18 protein-coding genes are annotated in these 18,699 nt (G+C 52.8%); 5 read left to right on the top strand and 13 right to left on the bottom strand.

The window, feature by feature from the left end; translation table 11 throughout:
* Nucleotides 1–48: 48 nt before the first annotated feature.
* The gene (locus tag ETV65_RS01930) at nucleotides 49–1,992 is read right to left on the bottom strand and encodes an exoribonuclease II (protein WP_129951318.1); all 1,944 of its coding nucleotides are present in this window, start codon (nucleotides 1,990–1,992) and stop codon (nucleotides 49–51) included.
* Nucleotides 1,993–2,141: 149 nt separating this feature from the next.
* The gene (locus ETV65_RS01925; protein ID WP_129951317.1) at nucleotides 2,142–4,448 is read right to left on the bottom strand and encodes an FdhF/YdeP family oxidoreductase; all 2,307 of its coding nucleotides are present in this window, start codon (nucleotides 4,446–4,448) and stop codon (nucleotides 2,142–2,144) included.
* A 460-nt stretch (nucleotides 4,449–4,908) separates the two neighbouring features.
* Between ETV65_RS01925 and ETV65_RS01920 the strand changes: the two genes are divergently transcribed.
* Together ETV65_RS01920 and oxlT are read left to right on the top strand one after the other, a co-directional pair.
* Nucleotides 4,909–6,078, top strand: a complete 1,170-nt coding sequence (locus ETV65_RS01920) for a serine hydrolase (protein WP_129951316.1) — start codon at nucleotides 4,909–4,911, stop codon at nucleotides 6,076–6,078.
* Nucleotides 6,079–6,343: 265 nt separating this feature from the next.
* Nucleotides 6,344–7,603 (top strand): oxalate/formate MFS antiporter, encoded by a 1,260-nt coding sequence (gene oxlT / locus ETV65_RS01915; RefSeq protein ID WP_129951315.1) that lies wholly within the window; start codon nucleotides 6,344–6,346, stop codon nucleotides 7,601–7,603.
* A 60-nt stretch (nucleotides 7,604–7,663) separates the two neighbouring features.
* Here the strand turns inward: oxlT and ETV65_RS01910 are convergent, their stop codons facing one another.
* The 7 genes from ETV65_RS01910 to ETV65_RS01880 all read right to left on the bottom strand — a co-directional run bounded on the left by ETV65_RS01910 (nucleotide 7,664) and on the right by ETV65_RS01880 (nucleotide 13,500).
* A complete protein-coding gene (locus ETV65_RS01910; RefSeq protein ID WP_129951314.1) occupies nucleotides 7,664–8,518 on the bottom strand; it encodes a pirin family protein in 855 nt (284 codons plus the stop codon).
* Between the two features lie 135 nt (nucleotides 8,519–8,653).
* On the bottom strand, nucleotides 8,654–8,881 hold the full coding sequence (locus ETV65_RS01905) for a hypothetical protein (RefSeq protein ID WP_015697366.1): 228 nt from the start codon (nucleotides 8,879–8,881) through the stop codon (nucleotides 8,654–8,656).
* Between the two features lie 131 nt (nucleotides 8,882–9,012).
* Entirely contained in the window at nucleotides 9,013–9,711 is a 699-nt protein-coding gene (locus tag ETV65_RS01900) for a DJ-1/PfpI family protein (RefSeq protein WP_129951313.1), read from the bottom strand.
* Between the two features lie 148 nt (nucleotides 9,712–9,859).
* A complete protein-coding gene (locus tag ETV65_RS01895) occupies nucleotides 9,860–10,798 on the bottom strand; it encodes an ABC transporter substrate-binding protein (RefSeq protein ID WP_129951312.1) in 939 nt (312 codons plus the stop codon).
* Between the two features lie 9 nt (nucleotides 10,799–10,807).
* Nucleotides 10,808–11,905: an LLM class flavin-dependent oxidoreductase gene (locus ETV65_RS01890; protein WP_129951311.1), complete on the bottom strand. Its 1,098-nt coding sequence runs from the start codon at nucleotides 11,903–11,905 to the stop codon at nucleotides 10,808–10,810.
* 196 nt (nucleotides 11,906–12,101) lie between these two features.
* Entirely contained in the window at nucleotides 12,102–12,503 is a 402-nt protein-coding gene (locus ETV65_RS01885; protein WP_165383683.1) for a NirD/YgiW/YdeI family stress tolerance protein, read from the bottom strand.
* 79 nt (nucleotides 12,504–12,582) lie between these two features.
* Complete coding sequence (locus ETV65_RS01880; protein WP_129951309.1) at nucleotides 12,583–13,500, bottom strand: LysR family transcriptional regulator; 918 nt, start codon at nucleotides 13,498–13,500, stop codon at nucleotides 12,583–12,585.
* 184 nt (nucleotides 13,501–13,684) lie between these two features.
* Here ETV65_RS01880 and ETV65_RS01875 point away from each other — a divergent pair, with 184 nt between their 5' ends.
* Together ETV65_RS01875 and ETV65_RS01870 are read left to right on the top strand one after the other, a co-directional pair.
* The gene (locus ETV65_RS01875) at nucleotides 13,685–14,290 is read left to right on the top strand and encodes a cysteine dioxygenase (protein WP_129951308.1); all 606 of its coding nucleotides are present in this window, start codon (nucleotides 13,685–13,687) and stop codon (nucleotides 14,288–14,290) included.
* Nucleotides 14,283–15,902, top strand: a complete 1,620-nt coding sequence (locus tag ETV65_RS01870; protein ID WP_129951307.1) for a rhodanese-like domain-containing protein — start codon at nucleotides 14,283–14,285, stop codon at nucleotides 15,900–15,902. Before ETV65_RS01875 ends, ETV65_RS01870 begins: the two co-directional genes overlap by 8 nt.
* Before the next feature lie 43 nt (nucleotides 15,903–15,945).
* On the opposite strand, the gene ETV65_RS01865 is transcribed toward ETV65_RS01870, so the two are convergent.
* The 3 genes from ETV65_RS01865 to ETV65_RS01855 form a co-directional block, all read right to left on the bottom strand.
* Nucleotides 15,946–16,212, bottom strand: a complete 267-nt coding sequence (locus tag ETV65_RS01865; RefSeq protein ID WP_015697358.1) for a DUF3811 domain-containing protein — start codon at nucleotides 16,210–16,212, stop codon at nucleotides 15,946–15,948.
* 185 nt (nucleotides 16,213–16,397) lie between these two features.
* A complete protein-coding gene (locus ETV65_RS01860; RefSeq protein ID WP_129951306.1) occupies nucleotides 16,398–16,691 on the bottom strand; it encodes a DUF1161 domain-containing protein in 294 nt (97 codons plus the stop codon).
* A 52-nt stretch (nucleotides 16,692–16,743) separates the two neighbouring features.
* Nucleotides 16,744–17,112 (bottom strand): DUF1283 family protein, encoded by a 369-nt coding sequence (locus tag ETV65_RS01855; RefSeq protein ID WP_129951305.1) that lies wholly within the window; start codon nucleotides 17,110–17,112, stop codon nucleotides 16,744–16,746.
* Between the two features lie 133 nt (nucleotides 17,113–17,245).
* Here ETV65_RS01855 and ETV65_RS01850 point away from each other — a divergent pair, with 133 nt between their 5' ends.
* Nucleotides 17,246–17,572 carry a YnfA family protein gene (locus ETV65_RS01850; RefSeq protein ID WP_129951304.1) on the top strand — a complete coding sequence of 109 codons (327 nt, stop codon included), beginning with the start codon at nucleotides 17,246–17,248 and terminating at the stop codon, nucleotides 17,570–17,572.
* Between the two features lie 4 nt (nucleotides 17,573–17,576).
* Here ETV65_RS01850 and ETV65_RS01845 read toward each other — a convergent pair whose 3' ends face one another.
* A complete protein-coding gene (locus tag ETV65_RS01845; protein WP_129951303.1) occupies nucleotides 17,577–18,482 on the bottom strand; it encodes a LysR family transcriptional regulator in 906 nt (301 codons plus the stop codon).
* Nucleotides 18,483–18,699: the final 217 nt, after the last annotated feature.

Below are 18,699 nucleotides of genomic sequence, written 5' to 3'. Positions count from 1 at the left end.
AAAAACCGGTCAAATGACCGGTTTTTTATCTTCGCTGAAAGCGAAACCTTAAACTGCCGGTTTGGCAATCACATTCCGGTTTTCCATGCGGACTTCCGCAATGTTCACATCAATGATGTCACTCTGACGATAGGCCACTTCACCTTTGATCAGCACGGTGCCCGTCTCTGCGCTGCAGACCAGCTCATCGCGTACACTGTGCAGGAACGGAGCCGGGATAAATGCCACGGCACCGATATCTTGCAGACGGACACGCAGGCCGCCGCGCGTGACATCGATGATCTCGGCGCTGAACTTAACCTCAGTACCGACTTTATCTTCCAGATAACGGGCATACAGCCAGTCACCGACGTCACGCTCGGCCATGCGGTTAGCACGGCGACGTTCAGCCAACTGAAGGGTCATGTCATCCTGAGGTTTTTCAGCCGACTGTTGCAGGATCATCGCTTTCAGCAAACGGTGGTTCACCATATCGCCGTATTTACGGATAGGTGATGTCCAGGTGGCGTAAGCTTCCAGGCCCAGACCGAAGTGCGGCCCTGGTGTGGTGCTGATTTCCGCAAAGGTCTGGAAACGGCGGATGCGGCTGTCAAGGAACTGCGTGGGTAAAGCATCAAGCTTGCGACGCAGTGCGCAGAAACCTGGCAGGGTCAGCAGTTCTTCAGCATTAGCCTCAACGTCATTGGCCTGCAACACGGTGATTGCGTTTTCAACCAGTAACGGGTCAAAACCGGTATGCACGTTGTAAACGCCGAAACCGAGGCTGTCACGCAGGGCAATCGCTGCACAGACGTTGGCGGCAATCATCGATTCTTCAACAATGCGGTTGGCAATACGGCGATGCTCAGCGATGATTTCCAGTACATTGCCTTTCTCACCCAGCACGAAGCGGTAATCAGGACGATCTTTGAACACCAGTGCATGCTCGGTACGCCATGCACTGCGCACGTCACAGACGCGTTTCAGCAGGCGGATCTGGGAGGCAATCACATCGCTGGCCGGTTGCCATTCGCTTTTCTCATCCGCTTCCAGCCAGTCAGACACGTCGTCATACGCCAGCTTGGCTTTTGATTCGATAGTCGCGGCGAAGAAGCGAATGTCGCTGCCCAGTGAGCCATCAGTGCCCACGGTAACAGAACACGCCAGAACCGGACGGCTGACGTCCGGCCACAGTGAACAGATATCATCGGACAATTCGCGCGGCAGCATCGGGATGTTGAAGCCTGGCAAATAGTTGGTGAAGGCGCGTTTTTTCGCAATATTGTCCAGATCGCTGCCTTCGCTGACGTAAGCCGTCGGGTCAGCAATCGCGACAGTCATTTGCAGGGTGCCGTCACCGTTGTCTTTAACATACAGTGCGTCATCCATGTCCTGCGTACTGCCGCTGTCAATAGTGACAAATGGCAGGGCAGTCAGGTCTTCGCGGGTCAGACCTTCATCGCGCAGTTCGGCAATATCCGTTTTTGGCGCTTCACGTTCGAGGTTATGACGGGCCAGCGTCACCCACCACGGCGCAAGTTCGTCGGCCCCGGTCGTGATCCATTCGGTGATTTCAGCCTGGAAACTGTGGTCGCCTTCTTTCAGCGGGTGGCGGCGCATCTCAGCCACACACCAGTCACCGTCGCTCACTTCATGATTGATATTGCGGGCAACGCGGCACTGAATAGCATCACGTAATAAAGGATGATCAGGAATGACAGAAAGGCGGTCATCTTTCTTCGTTACACGGCCAACAAAACGGCTGAGAAAAGGTTCAACCAACTTTTCCGGCTGGACGACTTCACGCTCTTTTTCGGTTTGCAGTGAAGCGATAACGCGATCCCCGTGCATGACTTTTTTCATGTACGGAGGGGGAATGAAATAGCTTTTTTGACCCTCTACTTCAAGAAAGCCAAAGCCTTTCTCAGTGCCTTTCACGATGCCTTCAACACGTGGAGTCTGAGAGTGAAGTTGCTGTTTTAGCTGCGCGAGCAGCGGGTTATCTTGAAACATATCGTCCAGAGAATTGGGGGTTAATGTGGCTCAATTAGCGGCAGACAGTTTTACGCGATCTGGCCCCTTCGGGCAAGCAGCATCTGCCCCTTTCGCCTCATAACCCTGAAGCGAAAGGGGAGATTTGCGCGATGTCTCGCAAGTAACACTTATGCGATACGTTGCAGGTCAACTTTTGGTTGGCAGCGACGGATAGTCACCGGCACAGCTTTCGAGGTCGGGGTGTGGGTCTGATCACCAAAACTGGACATCGGCACCAGCGGGTTGGTTTCCGGATAATAGGCCGCCAGGTTACCGCGTGGAATATCATAGCTGACCAGTTTGAAACCTGTGACTTTACGCTCAATACCGTCATTCCACAGCGTTTCGATTTCTACCAGTTCGCCGTCTTGCAGGCCGAGATCCGCCAGATCCTGCGGGTGGATAAACAGCACCTCACGCTGACCGTAAACGCCACGGTAACGGTCATCAAGGCCGTAAATGGTGGTGTTATATTGGTCGTGTGAACGTAACGTTTGCAGGGTGAACGGTGCATTCCGGTCGCCCATCGGAATCAACACTTCTGGCAACGGTGATGCACTGAAATTCGCCTTACCGCTCAGGGTGTTGAATTTCAGTTCTGCTGCCGCATTACCGAGATAGAAACCGCCTTTAATATCGCAGCGCGCATTGAAATCTTTGAAACCCGGAATGGTGGCTTCAATATGATCACGGATCAGATTGTAATCGTCAGCCAGCGCCATCCAGTCAAGGTATTTATCACCCAGAACGGCATTGGCGATACCGCAGACAATTGCCGTTTCCGAACGCTGCTCTTTGGATAACGGGATCCCCACACCTTCGGAGGCATGGACCATGCTGAAGGAGTCTTCAACCGTGATAAATTGCGAACCGGTTGCCTGCATATCCAGCTCGGTACGGCCCAGCGTTGGCAGAATCAGCGCTTCTGCGCCGGGTGTCAGGTGCGTACGGTTTAGTTTGGTGCTGATCTGAACTGACAGTTCCAGATTGCTCAGCGCCTGTTCGGTACGTGGCGTATCCGGTGCCGCCGCCGCCAGATTACCCCCGAGGCAGATCAGGACCTTGGCTTCTTTACGCAGCATGGCTTCCAGTGCTTCAACCGTGTTGTGCCCCGGTACACGCGGTGGCGTGAATTTGAAGTGGCTTTCCATCGCATCCAGCAGGGCGGCTGGCGCTTTTTCATCGATACCCATGGTGCGGTTACCCTGCACATTGCTGTGACCGCGAACCGGACACAAACCGGCGCCAGGCTTGCCAAGCTGACCAAACAACAGTTGAAGGTTGGTGATTTCACGCACGGTCGGTACGGAGTGTTTATGTTGCGTCACACCCATTGCCCAGGTACAAATCACACGTTCTGCATTCATATAAATAGATGCCGCTTCGCGCAAGTCCTGTTCGCTCAGACCTGACTGTCCAGTGATTTTTTCCCAGCTGGTGGCATCGACCACGGCCAGATACTCATCGACACCGGCACAGTGGGCTGCGATAAATTCTTCATCAAACAGGGAAGGCTGGCCGGAAGCAATACGTTCGCGGTGAGTCTGCAATAGCGCTTTAACCATTCCGCGTACAGCGGCCATATCACCGCCAAGGTTTGGCTGATAATAGGCTGCGCTGATGCGACCGGCTTTCGGTGTCACCACTTCCAGCGGTTTTTGCGGATCAGCGAAACGCTCCAGACCCCGTTCACGCAGGGTGTTAAAGCTGACCACTTTTGCACCCCGGTCGGACGCATGACGCAGGCTGTGCAGCATACGCGGGTGGTTAGTGCCCGGATTCTGACCGAAGACGAAAATCGCATCGGCTTTCTCAAAATCATCCAGGCGGATGGTGCCTTTACCGACGCCGATACTTTGTTTCAGGCCAACACCACTGGCTTCGTGGCACATGTTTGAGCAGTCAGGGAAGTTGTTCGTCCCGAACATTCGGCCGAACACCTGATACAAATAAGAGGCTTCGTTACTCGCACGACCGGAAGTGTAGAAATCCGCCTGATCCGGGCTTTCCAGTCCATTCAGATGACTGGCGATCAGTGAGAATGCGGCATCCCAGCTGATAGGTTCGTAATGGTCGGTGGTGCGGTTATAACGCATCGGATGGGTCAGACGACCCTGATATTCGAGGAAGTAATCGCTCTGCGCACGCAGTTTGCTCACACTGTGTTGAGCGAAGAATTCGGGTTCAACGGCTTTACGGGTGGCTTCCCAACTGACGGCTTTCGCACCGTTTTCGCAGAAGCTGAAAGTACTGTGATTATCATCCCCCCAGGCACAACCCGGGCAGTCAAAACCTCGACCTTTGTTAACACGCATCAGGTTACGTAAGTTTGAAAGGACTTTCTTACTGTCGAAGACGAAACGGGTGGTTGATTCAAGTGCACCCCAGCCGCCGGCCGCGCCGTGGTAGGGTTTGATCTCAGTTTTGAATTTCATAGTTATGCTTCGCAGGTGGTTTTTGTTTTGTCTGTGAACAAACCGGATGATGAATTGTTATCCGGATTGTTAATTTTATGTCACAAGTTTAGGAGGGGCATGCAAGAACGTCTAATCGAATGCTGTGATGGAGCGATAGAAATCCTCTATCGCAATAAAATATCGGGGAATAACGGAAATTCCCTGAAAGAAAAGGGGTTCATCCCTGTATTTGATCTGTTATGAAAACAGCGTGTTGCGATAACAAAACCTGATTGCAGCGGCGGATGAGGTTTTTGGTGAAAATTAACGCAAGTTGTAACAGAACCGTTTCACTATGAAATGGTTAGCAAAAGACTAAGGGTTTTTCTGACGGGGGTTTTAGTGCAACCTATGCCGCAGATTTTTATCCCATAGGTTTTTGATATATTGCCCCGTCTGTTAAATAGATCGGCAATATGGCGCGTTTAAGGAAGATTCAGTGAAACGTAGTGTAATGAGTGTTTTATCTTGTGTATTGATGTTCTCCGCAGGCAGTGCGAAAGCTATCGCACCACTGGATTTCCCTGTCGTGCCACCGAGCATTGACGCAGCGTCTTTTGTGCTGATGGATTATGCCAGTGGTGATGTGCTGGCCGCCGGCAATCCGGATGAACGCCGTAACCCGGCCAGTCTGACCAAACTGATGACCGGTTATGTCATTGACCGCGCGTTAGATCATAAAAAAATCACCATGGATGACGTGGTGACCGTTCCGCAGGAAGCCTGGGTCGCCGGTAATAAAAGTCTGGCCGGTTCCTCACTGATGTTCCTCAAGCCGGGCGACCATGTCACCGTACGTGACCTGATCCGTGGCATTATCATTACTTCTGGTAATGACGCCTGCGTAGCCATGGCTGATTACGTGGCGGGCAGCCAGGATTCATTCGTAGGAATGATGAATCAGTACGTGGTCAGCATGGGCCTGACCAATACCCATTTCGAGACGGTACATGGCCTGGACGCGCCGGGGCAGTACACCACCTCTTACGATCTGGCGAAACTTTCCCGCGCCATTATCGGCGGGGAACCCGAGGAATATCATATGTATGCCGAGAAGTCGCTGACATATGACAACATCACTCAGCAAAACCGTAACGGACTTTTGTGGGATAAAAACCTGCAGGTGGATGGCCTGAAAACGGGTCACACCGAAAGCGCCGGTTTCAACATTATTGCCTCTGCAACACAGGGTGACCGCCGTCTGATCGCTGTTGTGATGGGGGGTAAAAGTGCAAAAGGGCGCGAAGAACAGGCGCGCAAACTGCTGACCTGGGGTTTCCGCGAATACACCAGTAAACAGATTTTCAAAGCTGATCAGACCGTTTCCAACGAACACGTGTGGTTCGGTGCGAATTCACAGGTCAAAGTCGGTTCCCTGAGTGATGTGTTTATCAGTGTGCCGCAGGCCGATGCCGATAAACTGAAAGCCCAGTATGTGCTGAGTAATCCGCAAATTGACGCACCGCTGAAGAAAGGCCAGGCGCTCGGCAGTATCAATATTGTGGATAATGGCAAAGTCATCAAAACCGTGCCGCTGGTAGCGCTGGAAGATGTTGCCCAGGGCGGGATCATCAGCCGTGCGATTGATTATGTGAAACTGAAAATCTAAGTGCTGTCCCGCTTGTCAGAACGCAAACAAAAAGCAAAAAGAGCCTGCCCGAAAAGCAGGCTCTTTTTTTGCACCTGCTGCACCACAGGTGAACATTCTGCAAGACCGGCGTGACATCTTTATGACTGTCGGTCGGACAGGGCAGGTGTAATTACCTGAAAATCCTATCGAATCAATGTGGCATGTTTGTTGCTGAGAACTTATTTCTTGCTAGCAATGTTAAAAATCTTTGGCTGGCGTTGACAGGAAATAAGGGAGACGACGAATGACAACATTGAATATGCCCATGACAATCGCGGCTGGCGCACGGTGGCGGCAGTTAGTGCTGGGGCTGATTTGTATGGCGGCGATTTCCAGTCCGCAATATGTCTGGACTCTGCTGACTAAACCGCTCGCGCTTAAACTGGGGGTTCCGCTGGCAGAGTTACAGGTTACGTTCTCGCTACTGATTATTCTGCAGACCTTCTTTTCTCCTTTTCAGGGCAGCCTGATTGAACGTTTTGGCCCGCGGAAACTGATTTCAATCGGCACGCTGTTATCAGGGTTCAGTTGGGTACTGGCCTCACAAGTCAGCAGCATTGCCGGCCTTTATCTGGTCTATGGCTGCATCGGCGGACTGGGTACCGGCATTGTTTATGTCGGTGTCGTCGGGTTGATGGTGCGCTGGTTCCCGCATAAACGTGGCTTTGCGGCGGGAATGGTGGCAGCCGGATACGGCATGGGGGCAATTCTGACCACGTTCCCGGTTTCGACGTCACTGACCAGTCGCGGGCTGGAAAGTACGTTGATTGTCTTTGGCGTTATTTTCGCTGTCATTGGTTTTTTGGCCAGCCAGGGATTACGGCTGCCGCCGTCGCTCAGCGAGCGTCAGGATGTGCCGGTCATGGTTACGGAAGGCAAACAGTACCGTCCGAAACAAATGCTCAGGCAGCCCCTGTTCTGGCTGATGTTTTTCATGATGGCGATGATGTCGACTTCAGGGCTGATGGTTACATCGCAAATGGCGGTGTTTGCTCATGATTTTGGTATCACGGAGGCGGTGGTGTTTGGCATGGCTGCATTGCCGCTCGCACTGACCATTGACCGTTTTACCAACGGGCTGACACGTCCGCTTTTCGGTTTTATTTCGGATAAATTTGGTCGTGAGCAGACGATGTTTATCGCATTTGCGCTGGAAGGCTGTGCGATGATTTTGTGGCTGATGTGCCGCGACAATGCTGTCTTGTTTGTTCTGCTCTCCGGCGTGGTGTTTTTTGGCTGGGGAGAAATTTTTTCCTTGTTCCCGTCAACGCTGACCGACACCTTTGGCAGTCAGAATGCCACAGCCAATTATGGCTGGTTGTATATGTCGCAGGGCATAGGATCCATTTTTGGCGGCCCGCTTGCGGCACTGATTTACCAGCACACGGGAGGATGGAACGTTGTATTCACCTGTGCCATCACGCTGGATTTTGTCACGGCCATTCTGGCACTCTGGGTACTGAAACCCTGGCGCGCCCGTTTTATGCAGGCAGCCCGTGACTGAATAACTTTAAACAGCAAAAAGGCACCCTTTCGGTGCCTTTTTGCTGTTTATACTTTCCTGTCATAACTTCACATCAAATTTCCCGGCCTGATAATCCAGAATTGCCTGGTTAATTTCCTGTGTGGTGTTCATCACAAACGGCCCGTGTGACACCACCGGTTCATTGATTTTATCGGCATGGCCGAACAGGAACGTAGCGTCATCTTTTGCAGTAATGATGACGCGATCTTCATTGTTATCCAGCTCAATCAGATGCCAGGCTTGCGCCTCGTCACCCTCAATCGTCAGGCGGCCTTTCACGGTATACAGAAACACCTGTCGCGCAGCGGGTGCCGGTAAGGTCACTTCACTTCCCGCTGTCATTTCTACCGTCATCATGGTTACGCCGGTGAGTGAAGCGATCGGGCCGGTGACGCCTGCTACGCTGCCGGAAATCAGATTGACCGTACCCTGACCTTTGCTCAGCGGGATCTGCGGGATTTCGTTTGCCTGTAAACCAACATAGCCCGGTGCTGTCATTTTCAAACGTGAAGGGAGATTAATCCACAGTTGCAGGATTTCCAGTTCGCCACCGCTACGTTTAAACGATTCCGGAGACAGTTCAGAATGGATCAGGCCGGAACCGGCTGTCATCCATTGCACACCGCCGGGGCCGATAATACTTTCATGACCACCGGTATCGCTGTGTGCCAGCCCACCACGGAGAATAAAGGTCACGGTTTCAAACCCGCGGTGCGGATGCGGACCAAACGGCAGACCGAGATTATCCGGTGCATACACCTGCGGACCGTGATGATTGAGAAACAGGAAAGGGTCGAGTTGTTCGAGCTGCGGTCCGGGGACTGGCCGGCGGGTTTGCAGATCACGAATATCATCGCGATAAGCTTTATATTGCTGAACAATTTTGCGGGTCATGGTGATGCTCCGGGAAAACATTGGGCTTTTTACGAAGACTAGCGAGGTTTTATGATGTTGTCACAGATGAATGTTAACAAGCTGTAATTCAGGAGAGCGCTGAGGGGCGACCGGCTCACGGACGCCCCGGAAACTTCAGAATACTTTGGATGAAAAATCAGTTTTCACTTCGCTTTCGATATAAGTATTTAATCCCCAGCCAGCACGCGCCAGTTCCTTCATCTTTTCAAGATGTTCAGGGCCGGGATGACGGATGTCATAAAGATATACGTGATTATTTTTAAAGCGGACTTTAATCGAATTGGCATCAATCTGGAAGCTGACAACCTGTGAATCACCGCTTTTGTTGGCGTAATTTTCCATGCTGCATCCTGTTAGCTAAGCCTGATTTCGGGCGACATCCTCTATTAACCACGTCCGGGCTTTACTTGCAGGGCGACAGTTCACAGTTTATCCAACTCGCTGAAAACTTAGCGTATCTGTGTATGAATAAACTAGCCTTTGGGTAATTTAAGCCCTGCGGCGGCTGTCGCGAGGCGCCTTGTCTCAATAAAGGAGGCCATGTTTTTTTTGGCCTGCTCAACGTGTTTCGCGGATGCAACACGGGGAGAACCTGATAAAAAGGGCGGTTCAGGGTCGTATTCCATTTGCAACTGAATACCTTGCGCTATGTCGTTGCCATAAATATCGGCAATGACATTTAAAGCGAAATCTATGCCTGATGTTACCCCCGCACCGGTAATCCTGTTGCGATCCCTGACCACGCGTTCATTCACGGGATCGGCACCGAGTAAGGCAAGTTGATCAAGCGAAGCCCAGTGGGACGTGGCTTTGTACCCCTGTAACAGGCCAGCTGCGCCAAGCACAAGAGAACCTGTGCATACGGAAGTCACCAGCCGGGCATTTTCACTTTTATGGCGAATAAAAGTGAGCGTCTCATCATCGGACATCAGTTTTATCTGGCCGGGTCCACCGGGGATGCAGATGACATCCAGTTCAGGGCAATTTTCAAATGTATGGGTGGGTAAAATACGCATGCCCCGGTCAGACGTCACGGGATCCGACGTTTTCCAGATAAGATGGATTTTGGCCCCCGGTGCTCTGGCGAAGACTTCAAACGGCCCCGTCAGATCCAATTGTGTAAGTTGCGGAAACAAAAGCATGCCGATTGATAAAGCCGGAAAGTCGCTCATTTACTGCTCCCTGTTTGCCGGACATCTGAGGTCAGATTGACAAAGAAAGTGATTAAGCAGAGTAGTCAATTAACATCCGGATGACTACATATCCCTCCCCGATTTTTCGGGGAGGGATGCAACAGGCAGTTGTCATGCTTCTTCGCGATTATTTCAGCAGAAACGAGTGATCAAAGGTACCGGCGACGTTCAGTGCGACGGGCAATAATCCCTGCGCATGATAGAAATCCGCCGTTTGCTGTTGCTGCGTCTCGGTCGTGGCATCTATTGGTTGCCAGTAGGACTGACGGCGCTCGAACCCAAGCTTCGCGGCCTCCAGCGGGAAACCGATGATTTTCGCCAGTTTTTCGCTGTACGTATCCAGATTTTTATACGCCCATACCTGCGCATCACTCAGACGTTGCAGATAATCAGCGATGGCCTCGCGTTTAGCCTTATCTTTCAGTGCCGTATCCGTCGCAGCAAGGAAGCTGTTACCCGACCACAAACCGCGACCATTGACTAAAACACGCAGGTGATCCTGCGTTTCTGCGAATGCAGTGTAGGGCTCCCAGGTCGCCCAGACATCCACAGAACCTTGCGTCAGCGCCAGCTTCGCATCACTGGGTGGCAGGAAGCGGAACGTGACGTCTTTGGCGCTCAGTCCGGCAGAGGCGAGGGCTTTCAGCGCAACGAAATGGCCTATGGAACCGCGGTTGGTCGCGATACTTTTGCCTTTCAGATCCGCCGCACTTTTGAGCGGGCTGTCTGGTTTTACCAGCAGCGCGGTGCCGTAGGCGTCTGACTTATCCACGGCGATGGCTTTCACCTGCGCACCTGCGGCTTGCGCAAATAACAGCGGCGCATCGCCGATAATACCCACATCCACCGCCTGCGCATTCAGCGCTTCTGCCAGCGGTGCGGCGGCCGGGAACTCTGACCATTCAATCTTATACGGCAGATTTTCCAGCTTATTCGCTGCTTCCAGCTGTGCCCGCATGTTGCCTTTCTGATCGGCGACCCGCAGGGTAATTTGTCCGGCACTGGCAGCAAACACGGCGCCGGTCAGCGTGACCAGCAGAAAAAGATTTCTCACATTCAGTCGCATCGGGGTTCCTTAACTCAGTGCGGTAACGGCGGTGTGTTGTCGGGCTTCACGGGCAGCGATTTTCTGCTTCGTCAGCGGGATCAGGCTTTTGCCGTATTCGACGGCGTCGTTAAGGGGATCAAAGCCGCGGATCAGGAAAGTGGTAATGCCCAGATCGTAATATTTGAGCAGTGCATCGGAAACCTGTTCCGGCGTGCCGACCAGGGCCGTAGAGTTGGAACCGCCGCCAATCAGCCCGGCGATGCCAGTCCACAGGCAGGAATCCAGACGGTCACCCTGCGCAACGGCATTGAGTAAACGCTGAGCACCCACACTTTGTGGTTTAGCTGCCAGCGTCTGACCTTTTTCAGCCTGCTGGGCTGTTGCTTTCGCAAGGATTTCATCGGCTTTCGCCCAGGCTTCTTCCTCTGTTTTACCCAGGATCGGGCGGAAGGAAATACTGAAGTTGATCGCCCGGTTGTGTTTTGCCGCTGAGGCTTTCACGGCTTCCACCGTTTCTGCGGCACTGGCCAGTGGCTCTCCCCATAACGCAAACACGTCGGCCTGTTTGCCCGCCACGCGGATGGCATCATCGGAAGATCCGCCGAAAAATACCGGCAGTTTTTTCTGATAAGGTTTAATGGCGGAGAAAGCATTTTCCGCCTGATAAAACTCGCCCTGATGATCAAAACCGGTTTCTGAATACCAGCTCTGTTTCAGCACATCGATATATTCATCCGTGCGCTGATAGCGGCCGGACTTCGCCACGAAATCGCCGTCACGACGTTGTTCCGCATCGCTGCCACCGCTGATAATGTGCACCGCCACGCGGCCATCCAGCAGATGATCGAGGGTCGCCAGCTTTCGCGCAGCCAGCGTCGGTGCGACAAAGCCCGGGCGATGAGCGAGAAGGAAATGAATGCGGGATGTACTGGCCCCGGCATGCGCGGTGACCAGAAAAGCATCGGGCTGGTCGGAGGCATAAGCCACCAGAATACGGTCAAAACCGGCATCTTCATGGGCTTTGGCGAAATCAGAAATGTATTTTTTATCGAAAATGGGACCGGTCGGCGGGATGATTTCAGAAGCCAGACGGTGTCCGATCATACCAATAAATTGCACGCTCATAGGCTGTCACTCCTCGTGATGAGGCCAGCGGATGACATTCTGCGCTGGCAGGAGTTATCACCATAAACGGCAACTTACTATGTGAGAAATTCATTATCTTCATAAGCTAATATGAAAAATGTGCATCACCGGGGCGGGGGAGTGACACCCCGGCCGGCCTTAAGGCCAGTCCGGGGAGGCAGGCATACAGAAACGGTTATTGTTTGCGTAAATGCTCAGCATTCAGCACTATTTCGTGCCCTTTCTTTTCGGTGCGTCCGCTTAAACTCACCAAATCCGCAGGGGTAATTTCCTGACCTTCCCAGGCTGATTTCTTAATAAACACATTCATCGTGCCGGTTTTATCACGGAAAATATACGTATCTTCACCGGTCTTTTTAATTAAATATCCTTCAATCGTCACCCAGTTGAGCGACTGTGTTTTCTGGATATTGGCAACATTATTCTCATGGGCATCCTGCGTGCCACGCTTACCGCTGTCCTGTTTTTGCTGAGGCGGGGGCGTGTCGTCACTTTTAAATCCGCCACCGGTATCGGCCATAGCCTGTGTATTAATAGCGAATGCGGCCAGCAAAATAATAATCCATGATTTCATCATCAGTTTCCTCTGCTTATTTCCAGTAATAAAAAGCATGGCAGAAAATAACTATTTTGCCCGCAAACGGGGATGTTCCAGATTATTCCCCAAAACTGTTCGCGCTGTGCAGCGGTAAATCCAGCCCGTGAGCAATTGCCGCCGCAAACGCATCTATTGCCGGTACCTGACTTGCAGGAACGTTGGGATAAATCAGCCACAACTGGCTGCGGGGGGCGAAATCTTTCAGCGCATACAATGTCAGTTCCGGACGTAGTGCATGTTTTTCAACCAGTGCGCGAGGCATCAGACCGAGGCCGCGCCCTTCGGCGATAAGGGATAACTGTAAGGTGGTGCCAAATGCCTCAAGGTTAATGAGCAAAGGTAAACCCTGTTCTGTCAGCGCGCGTTGCAGGGCGGCACGGAAACCACAACCCTGCGGATTGAGGATCCACCCTTGCTGATAACAATCTTCCAGGCGTTGTGGTTCAGCCTGTGCGGCTTTCGGGCCGACAACCACTAAATCGACAGTGCCGAGCGGCTGGCTTTCGACACCCTCCGGGAATTGCTTACTGGCGGGGAACAGCACGACCGCCGCTTCCAGTTCCTGCTGCTGTACCCGTAACAACAACTCTTCGCCCCAGCCACTGGAAAGTCGTGGCTGGATTTCCGAAAACTGTGCAGACAGGGTTTTCAGGGCGGGTAAAAGACTGCTTTCACTCAGACTTTGTGGCACGGCCAGGCGCAGAAGTCCCGACGGCGGGCTGTCGGCGGCCACCAAATCACTGAGCGCATCCACTTCACGTAAAATATGCCGACATTGCTGATAAACACGGTTGCCCATCAGCGTCGGTTTCAGGGGCTTGGTCTGGCGGTTGAGCAGCGCAATACCCAGCGATTCCTCAAAATTTTGTACCCGACGGGTAATTGCCGGCTGGGTCAGCCCCAGCTCATCAGCAGCCAGCCGGGTCGATTGCAGGCGGATAACAGCAACGAAAGCAGTCAGGTCTTCAATTTTCATGGGCACTCAGTGTCAGGATTAGTCATAACGTATCCGGGCAGAATAAAACAATTTTATGCAGGAAGCTGGATCCCGATGCACATTTTTATGTGTGATTTGCATATTAGCTTATCCATAAAATGAATTTTGGTTGCATCTGCCCGGTGCTAGCCTGTGAAGAAAATCATGAGACAGGAGCAAAGCGATGACCCCTTTACAGCTCGCGCCGCTGAGAGAGTTTCTGGCGGATTTCACCCGGCTGGTACAGGAACCGCATGAGCAGACGCAAATACTCGCGCAGGGAAGCCATCTGCTGGGCAGGCTAATCCGTGAAGATAACTGGCTGCCGCATGAGTTTGCGCAGCCGCATCCCGGGCATTATCAGCAATATCTGTTGTATGCCGATCCCTTGTCGCGCTTTTCCGTAGTGAGTTTTGTCTGGGGTCCGGGGCAGAAAACACCGGTACATGACCATCGCGTCTGGGGGTTGATAGGGATGCTGCGCGGCGCAGAAGTCAGCCAGAATTTTATCCGCCACCCGGATGGTACCCTGCAGCCCGAAGGAAACGCGGTGACGCTGCAACCGGGGGATGTGGAAAAAATCGCGCCAGATCAGCTGGATATCCACCAGGTCAGCAATTTTTATCAGGACCAGGTATCGGTCAGCATTCATGTTTATGGCGGTAATATCGGCGCGGTATCACGGGCGGTTTACCTGCCAGACGGCACAGAGAAAACCTTTATTTCCGGCTATTCCAGCCCGCATCTTCCCAATATCTGGGACCTGTCAAAAGAGAAAAATCATGTCTGATTCAAATTCGCTGCCTTTACGTCACTTTTCCGAACTTCGCGAAGCCCTGCTCGCCGGTCAGGAGGTGGCGCTGGTTGACCTGCGTGAGGAAGCGGCATTTGCCACCGGGCATCCGCTGTTTGCCGCTAACCTGGCCCTGTCTAAACTGGAACTTGAGGTGCAGGATCGCATTCCCAACCGCCATACACCGGTCACGCTGTATGATAACGGCGAGTTTTATAATGTGCAGCGCGGTGAGCGTAAAACTGTGCGGGCGGCTCAATTACTCAAATCGCTGGGGTATCAGGATATCGCGTTGCTGGCTGGCGATCTGGCGGGCTGGAAAGAGGCGGGTGGTGAGATATTTACGGATGTGAATGCGCCCAGCAAAGCCTTCGGGGAATGGGTAGAACATCACTACCGCACACCGTCACTGAGCGCGGAGCAGGTGCTGGCGTTGCAACAGCAGGGCGCCAATATTGCCGTACTGGATGTGCGCCGGTTTGATGAATTTCAGGTGATGAGTATTCCGGGCGGTGTGAGCGTGCCGGGAGGCGAACTTGTGCTGCGCCTGAAAGATGTGGTGCCTGATGAAAACACACACGTGATCGTTAATTGTGCGGGGCGTACCCGCAGCATTATCGGTGCTCAGTCACTGATTAATGCCGGATTTACGCAGCCGGTGTCTGCACTGCGTAACGGGACAATTGGCTGGACACTGGCGCGACAGAAGCTGTCTCATCTGCAACATACCCAGTTTCCGGTGCTGACTGAAACCTCCCGCAGATTCGCCTCAAAAGGCGCACAGACGCTGGCTTTACGCGCAGGTGTGCGCTCAGTGACGCTGTCACAAATACGTGACTGGCAACGAGATGAGACGCGCACGTTATACGTGTTTGATGTGCGTACGGCAGAAGAATTTCGTGCCGGGCACCTGGCCGGGGCGCGTCACGTTCCGGGCGGCCAACTGGTTCAGGAAACCGATCACTACGCCAGCGTTCGCGGCGCACGTGTGGTGCTGGTGGATAATGATGGTGTGCGTGCACACATGGCGGCTTCGTGGCTGGCACAGATGAACTGGGAAGTGTATGTCGCGGAAGTTCAGCCCGAAGATCTGACTGAACAGGGCGACTGGAAATCCCGGGTTGCACCTGCACCGGCAGTGGAATCCATCAAACCGGAGCAACTGTTGGGCTGGCTGAGTGAGGGCAATACCGGCGTTATCGATCTCACGACCAGCGCGAATTTCCGTAACCGGCGCATACCGGGAGCAGTCTGGACCACGCGGGGGAATATCCCGCAGATTATCGCCTTACAGCCGGAGAAAGAACGTTGGGTTGTCACCTGCACCAGCGGTTTACTCGCACGTTACGCTGTCACGGAATTGGCTGAATTAACCGGCAAACCGGTTTACTTGCTGGAAAGAGGCACGGTGGGTTGGATTGATCAGGGGCTGCTGCTCGAACGCGGTGATTCTGTTTATCTGAGCGATGCGCAGGACAGGTATCGTCGTCCATATGAAGGCACGGATGTCAGCCCGCAAGCGATGCAGGATTATCTGGACTGGGAATACGGGCTGGTCGGGCAGTTAGAAAAAGACGGAACGCATGGTTTCAGATTACCGGAAGCCTGAGGCTGAGGCCTCTGCGTGAGGAACGCAGAGGTTCAGTTAGTTTTTAACGGCGGCCGCGCGGATGCGTGCGGGCTGTCCAGTCGTATGTTGCAGAGGTGCTTGGAACGGCTTTATTACGGCGCTTTTCGGCACGCGCTTTCGCAGCGACTTTTTCTTTTTCTGCCATCAATGTATCGATGTAGTCATCTTTAATCCGGTTATTTTCCGAATTCGTCAGCTCACGGCCCTGTGCTTTACGGGCTTTATCCAGCAGAGTTTTCAGCTCACGCTGTTCGCTTTCCGTCATATCTTGTTGGGTCAGTCTTTTCATTTTTACTGCATCCTGTGAGGAAAGTGGCTACCAGTGTAGTCGAAATGACCGCGGGAGTCGCTGCAACATTTTGGGTTGCCACCTAAACACCCCCTGTTGCTGCGCGGTGGCCTCCCGCCGGGTTACTCATCCCGATCAAACCCTCACTGCAAGTGAAAAGCCGTCCCGTCATATCCGGTCTGAGATCACTGTGAATCCTGGCTCGTCCCGGTCTTAGGACTGGCTGCTGAATTATCACCTGCGTCTGCAGTTTTGGTATAAACAATCTTCTGACTGTCATTACCGCAGTGACCAACCACCTGACCACCGGCCTGATCGGCCTGATCATTGGGCACGATATCCAGTTTAAATCCTGATTCAGGCAAACCGTTTGCCACGATTTTCTGGGTAATGTCCGCTTTCACGCTTTCACAGGAAGCCTGTGCTACCAGCGGTGCGAGCATAACGACAGCCAGAGCCGCCAGAAGTGTCTTTTTCATCATTCATTCCTTTTATGAAAACCAGTGTACTTATGAGTCTAGCAGACAGGATTTACGGAGCCAGTAACTGACGGCCGGTACGGCGATCAAGACAGCGCTCGGTGTTCGGTTCCCAGTACGCATTGATGTTCTGGCTGGCTTCACACTTGTCACGCAGATCAATTGAATTATCGTATTTGGAGAAATCTTTCTCGTTACGCTGGTTTTTCATGGCCCGCAGGCGCTGAGTTTCATTCCATTGCTCTTTGCTCTGACGTGCTTCTTCGTTGGTCATGGCATCATTGCCGGTTCCGCCAAAGACACAGGTTCCCCCCGCACAGTTGGTGGCCGCGAGCGCAGGCGCCTGCCAGCCGGCGGTCATGACCAGCAAAGCCACCGGCAGTACACTGCGGGTCAGTCGGGTTATAAACGTTGTATTCATTAGCTCATCCTTTTATATAGACATATCGCTCAGGCGAATCCCTAAATTATAACATCCGGCTGAATGACGTCACCTTTTGCCTGTAAACTGGTTGATATCCTATTGAACTACGGACTGTAAACCTGGCCCTGTTATGCTCAAAACATCTTTACTGTTCTTTGCGACTGCGCTGGCAGAAATTATCGGCTGCTTTTTACCTTATCTCTGGCTGAGGAAAGGGGGAAGTATGCTGCTGTTATTGCCTGCGGCGGTCAGTCTGGCAGCCTTTGTCTGGCTGCTGACACTGCATCCTGCGGCCAGCGGCAGGGTGTATGCAGCTTACGGCGGTGTTTATGTCATGACCGCCATGCTGTGGTTGCGCTTTGTCGATGGCATGAAGCTCAGCACCACCGACTGGCTGGGCGCTTTGGTCGCCCTGGCGGGGATGCTGATCATTATTTCAGGCTGGAAACCATCCTGAAGCGTTAATGCGACAATCTTTCCATCAGCACAATCACTTTCTGAATCACAATCTGTGCCGCACGGGATAACTGGCGGCGTGGCGCAACACACAGCGCCAGTGTCAGCGGTTTGGCACTGCGACCCTGCAACGGCACAAACGCCAGCCGCTTTTCCTGTAAATCCGGCAATACGTCTAACAAACTCAGTACGCCGACACCGGCCCCTTTACGGATAAGTTCGCGCATCATGCGCACGTCATTGCAGACGATCGACGGCGTTTCCAGTAGCTGATAACGGTTATACAGCAATCTGGCGCGGGCATTCACCATCAGCGGCTCAGAGGGAATGATCTGCCGGTAAGCGGCAATATCACTGAACGACAAGGATTCCTGCTGCGACAGTTTGTGTCCGACCGGCATCGCGATGCCGATGGGTAATTCCGCAAAAGCGCGCACTTCCAGCCCGGTATGCTCGACGGGGTCAAGCAACAGTCCAAAATCCACTTCCGCTGAACTGACCTGTTCACTGATATTCCGGCTGTCTTCGATGCGGATATCAAAAGTCAGATAAGGGTGCTCTGCACCCACATCGGCAATCAGCTCCGCCACCATGCCTTCACTGAGTGCGGCAATCATGGATATGGTGACATGCCCACGCCGCAGCCCCTGGATTTCATCAAAACGTTCGCGTGTGCGGGAAAACTCTTTCCGCCAGCGGCGGATGTCATCAAATAAAATTTCGCCTGCTGACGTCAGTTTCAGGCCCGTGGGTAAGCGCTCGAACAGCGGAGTTTCCAGCGTTTGTTCAGCCTGCAGGATTTGCCGGTTGATGGCCGATGCTGAGACGTGCAGCACTTCTGCCGCTTTGCGCAAACTTCCTGTTCGGGCGACTTCGGTAAAATATTGCGAAAAACGGGAGAATGGGGACATGGGTGTACTAATTTATGCAGTGAATAAGTGAGATAACTATTATGGACTGCATCACTCATTTTTCCTAGATTGTGCGATGCCCCTTTGTAAAACAATCACCTCAGGTTGTTTTACAGGCAAAGCGGGCAATGACAGGGTTCGTCAAAACACGTTTAAGCTCGCGTGCCTTATTCCACGGGATAATTGTGGGACGAATTGTGGCGTTCGTTCTGCTGTC

The organism is Rahnella sp. RFA10(1/100), assembly GCF_004195115.1.
GTDB classification, from domain to species: Bacteria; Pseudomonadota; Gammaproteobacteria; order Enterobacterales; family Enterobacteriaceae; genus Rahnella; species Rahnella perminowiae.
This window is presented reverse-complemented; position numbering and strand designations above follow the sequence as displayed.

Excerpts from the sequence above, each read along its gene's own strand:
- oxlT (WP_129951315.1), top strand. The coding sequence starts at position 6,344 with ATGACAACATTGAATATGCCCATGACAATCGCGGCTGGCGCACGGTGG.
- ETV65_RS01850 (WP_129951304.1), top strand. The coding sequence starts at position 17,246 with ATGCTCAAAACATCTTTACTGTTCTTTGCGACTGCGCTGGCAGAAATT.
- ETV65_RS01910 (WP_129951314.1), bottom strand. The coding sequence starts at position 8,518 with ATGACCCGCAAAATTGTTCAGCAATATAAAGCTTATCGCGATGATATT.
- ETV65_RS01875 (WP_129951308.1), top strand. The coding sequence starts at position 13,685 with ATGACCCCTTTACAGCTCGCGCCGCTGAGAGAGTTTCTGGCGGATTTC.
- ETV65_RS01925 (WP_129951317.1), bottom strand. The coding sequence starts at position 4,448 with ATGAAATTCAAAACTGAGATCAAACCCTACCACGGCGCGGCCGGCGGC.
- ETV65_RS01865 (WP_015697358.1), bottom strand. The coding sequence starts at position 16,212 with ATGAAAAGACTGACCCAACAAGATATGACGGAAAGCGAACAGCGTGAG.
- ETV65_RS01930 (WP_129951318.1), bottom strand. The coding sequence starts at position 1,992 with ATGTTTCAAGATAACCCGCTGCTCGCGCAGCTAAAACAGCAACTTCAC.
- ETV65_RS01905 (WP_015697366.1), bottom strand. The coding sequence starts at position 8,881 with ATGGAAAATTACGCCAACAAAAGCGGTGATTCACAGGTTGTCAGCTTC.
- ETV65_RS01895 (WP_129951312.1), bottom strand. The coding sequence starts at position 10,798 with ATGCGACTGAATGTGAGAAATCTTTTTCTGCTGGTCACGCTGACCGGC.
- ETV65_RS01845 (WP_129951303.1), bottom strand. The coding sequence starts at position 18,482 with ATGTCCCCATTCTCCCGTTTTTCGCAATATTTTACCGAAGTCGCCCGA.
- ETV65_RS01880 (WP_129951309.1), bottom strand. The coding sequence starts at position 13,500 with ATGAAAATTGAAGACCTGACTGCTTTCGTTGCTGTTATCCGCCTGCAA.
- ETV65_RS01900 (WP_129951313.1), bottom strand. The coding sequence starts at position 9,711 with ATGAGCGACTTTCCGGCTTTATCAATCGGCATGCTTTTGTTTCCGCAA.
- ETV65_RS01890 (WP_129951311.1), bottom strand. The coding sequence starts at position 11,905 with ATGAGCGTGCAATTTATTGGTATGATCGGACACCGTCTGGCTTCTGAA.
- ETV65_RS01855 (WP_129951305.1), bottom strand. The coding sequence starts at position 17,112 with ATGAATACAACGTTTATAACCCGACTGACCCGCAGTGTACTGCCGGTG.
- ETV65_RS01870 (WP_129951307.1), top strand. The coding sequence starts at position 14,283 with ATGTCTGATTCAAATTCGCTGCCTTTACGTCACTTTTCCGAACTTCGC.
- ETV65_RS01860 (WP_129951306.1), bottom strand. The coding sequence starts at position 16,691 with ATGAAAAAGACACTTCTGGCGGCTCTGGCTGTCGTTATGCTCGCACCG.
- ETV65_RS01885 (WP_165383683.1), bottom strand. The coding sequence starts at position 12,503 with ATGATGAAATCATGGATTATTATTTTGCTGGCCGCATTCGCTATTAAT.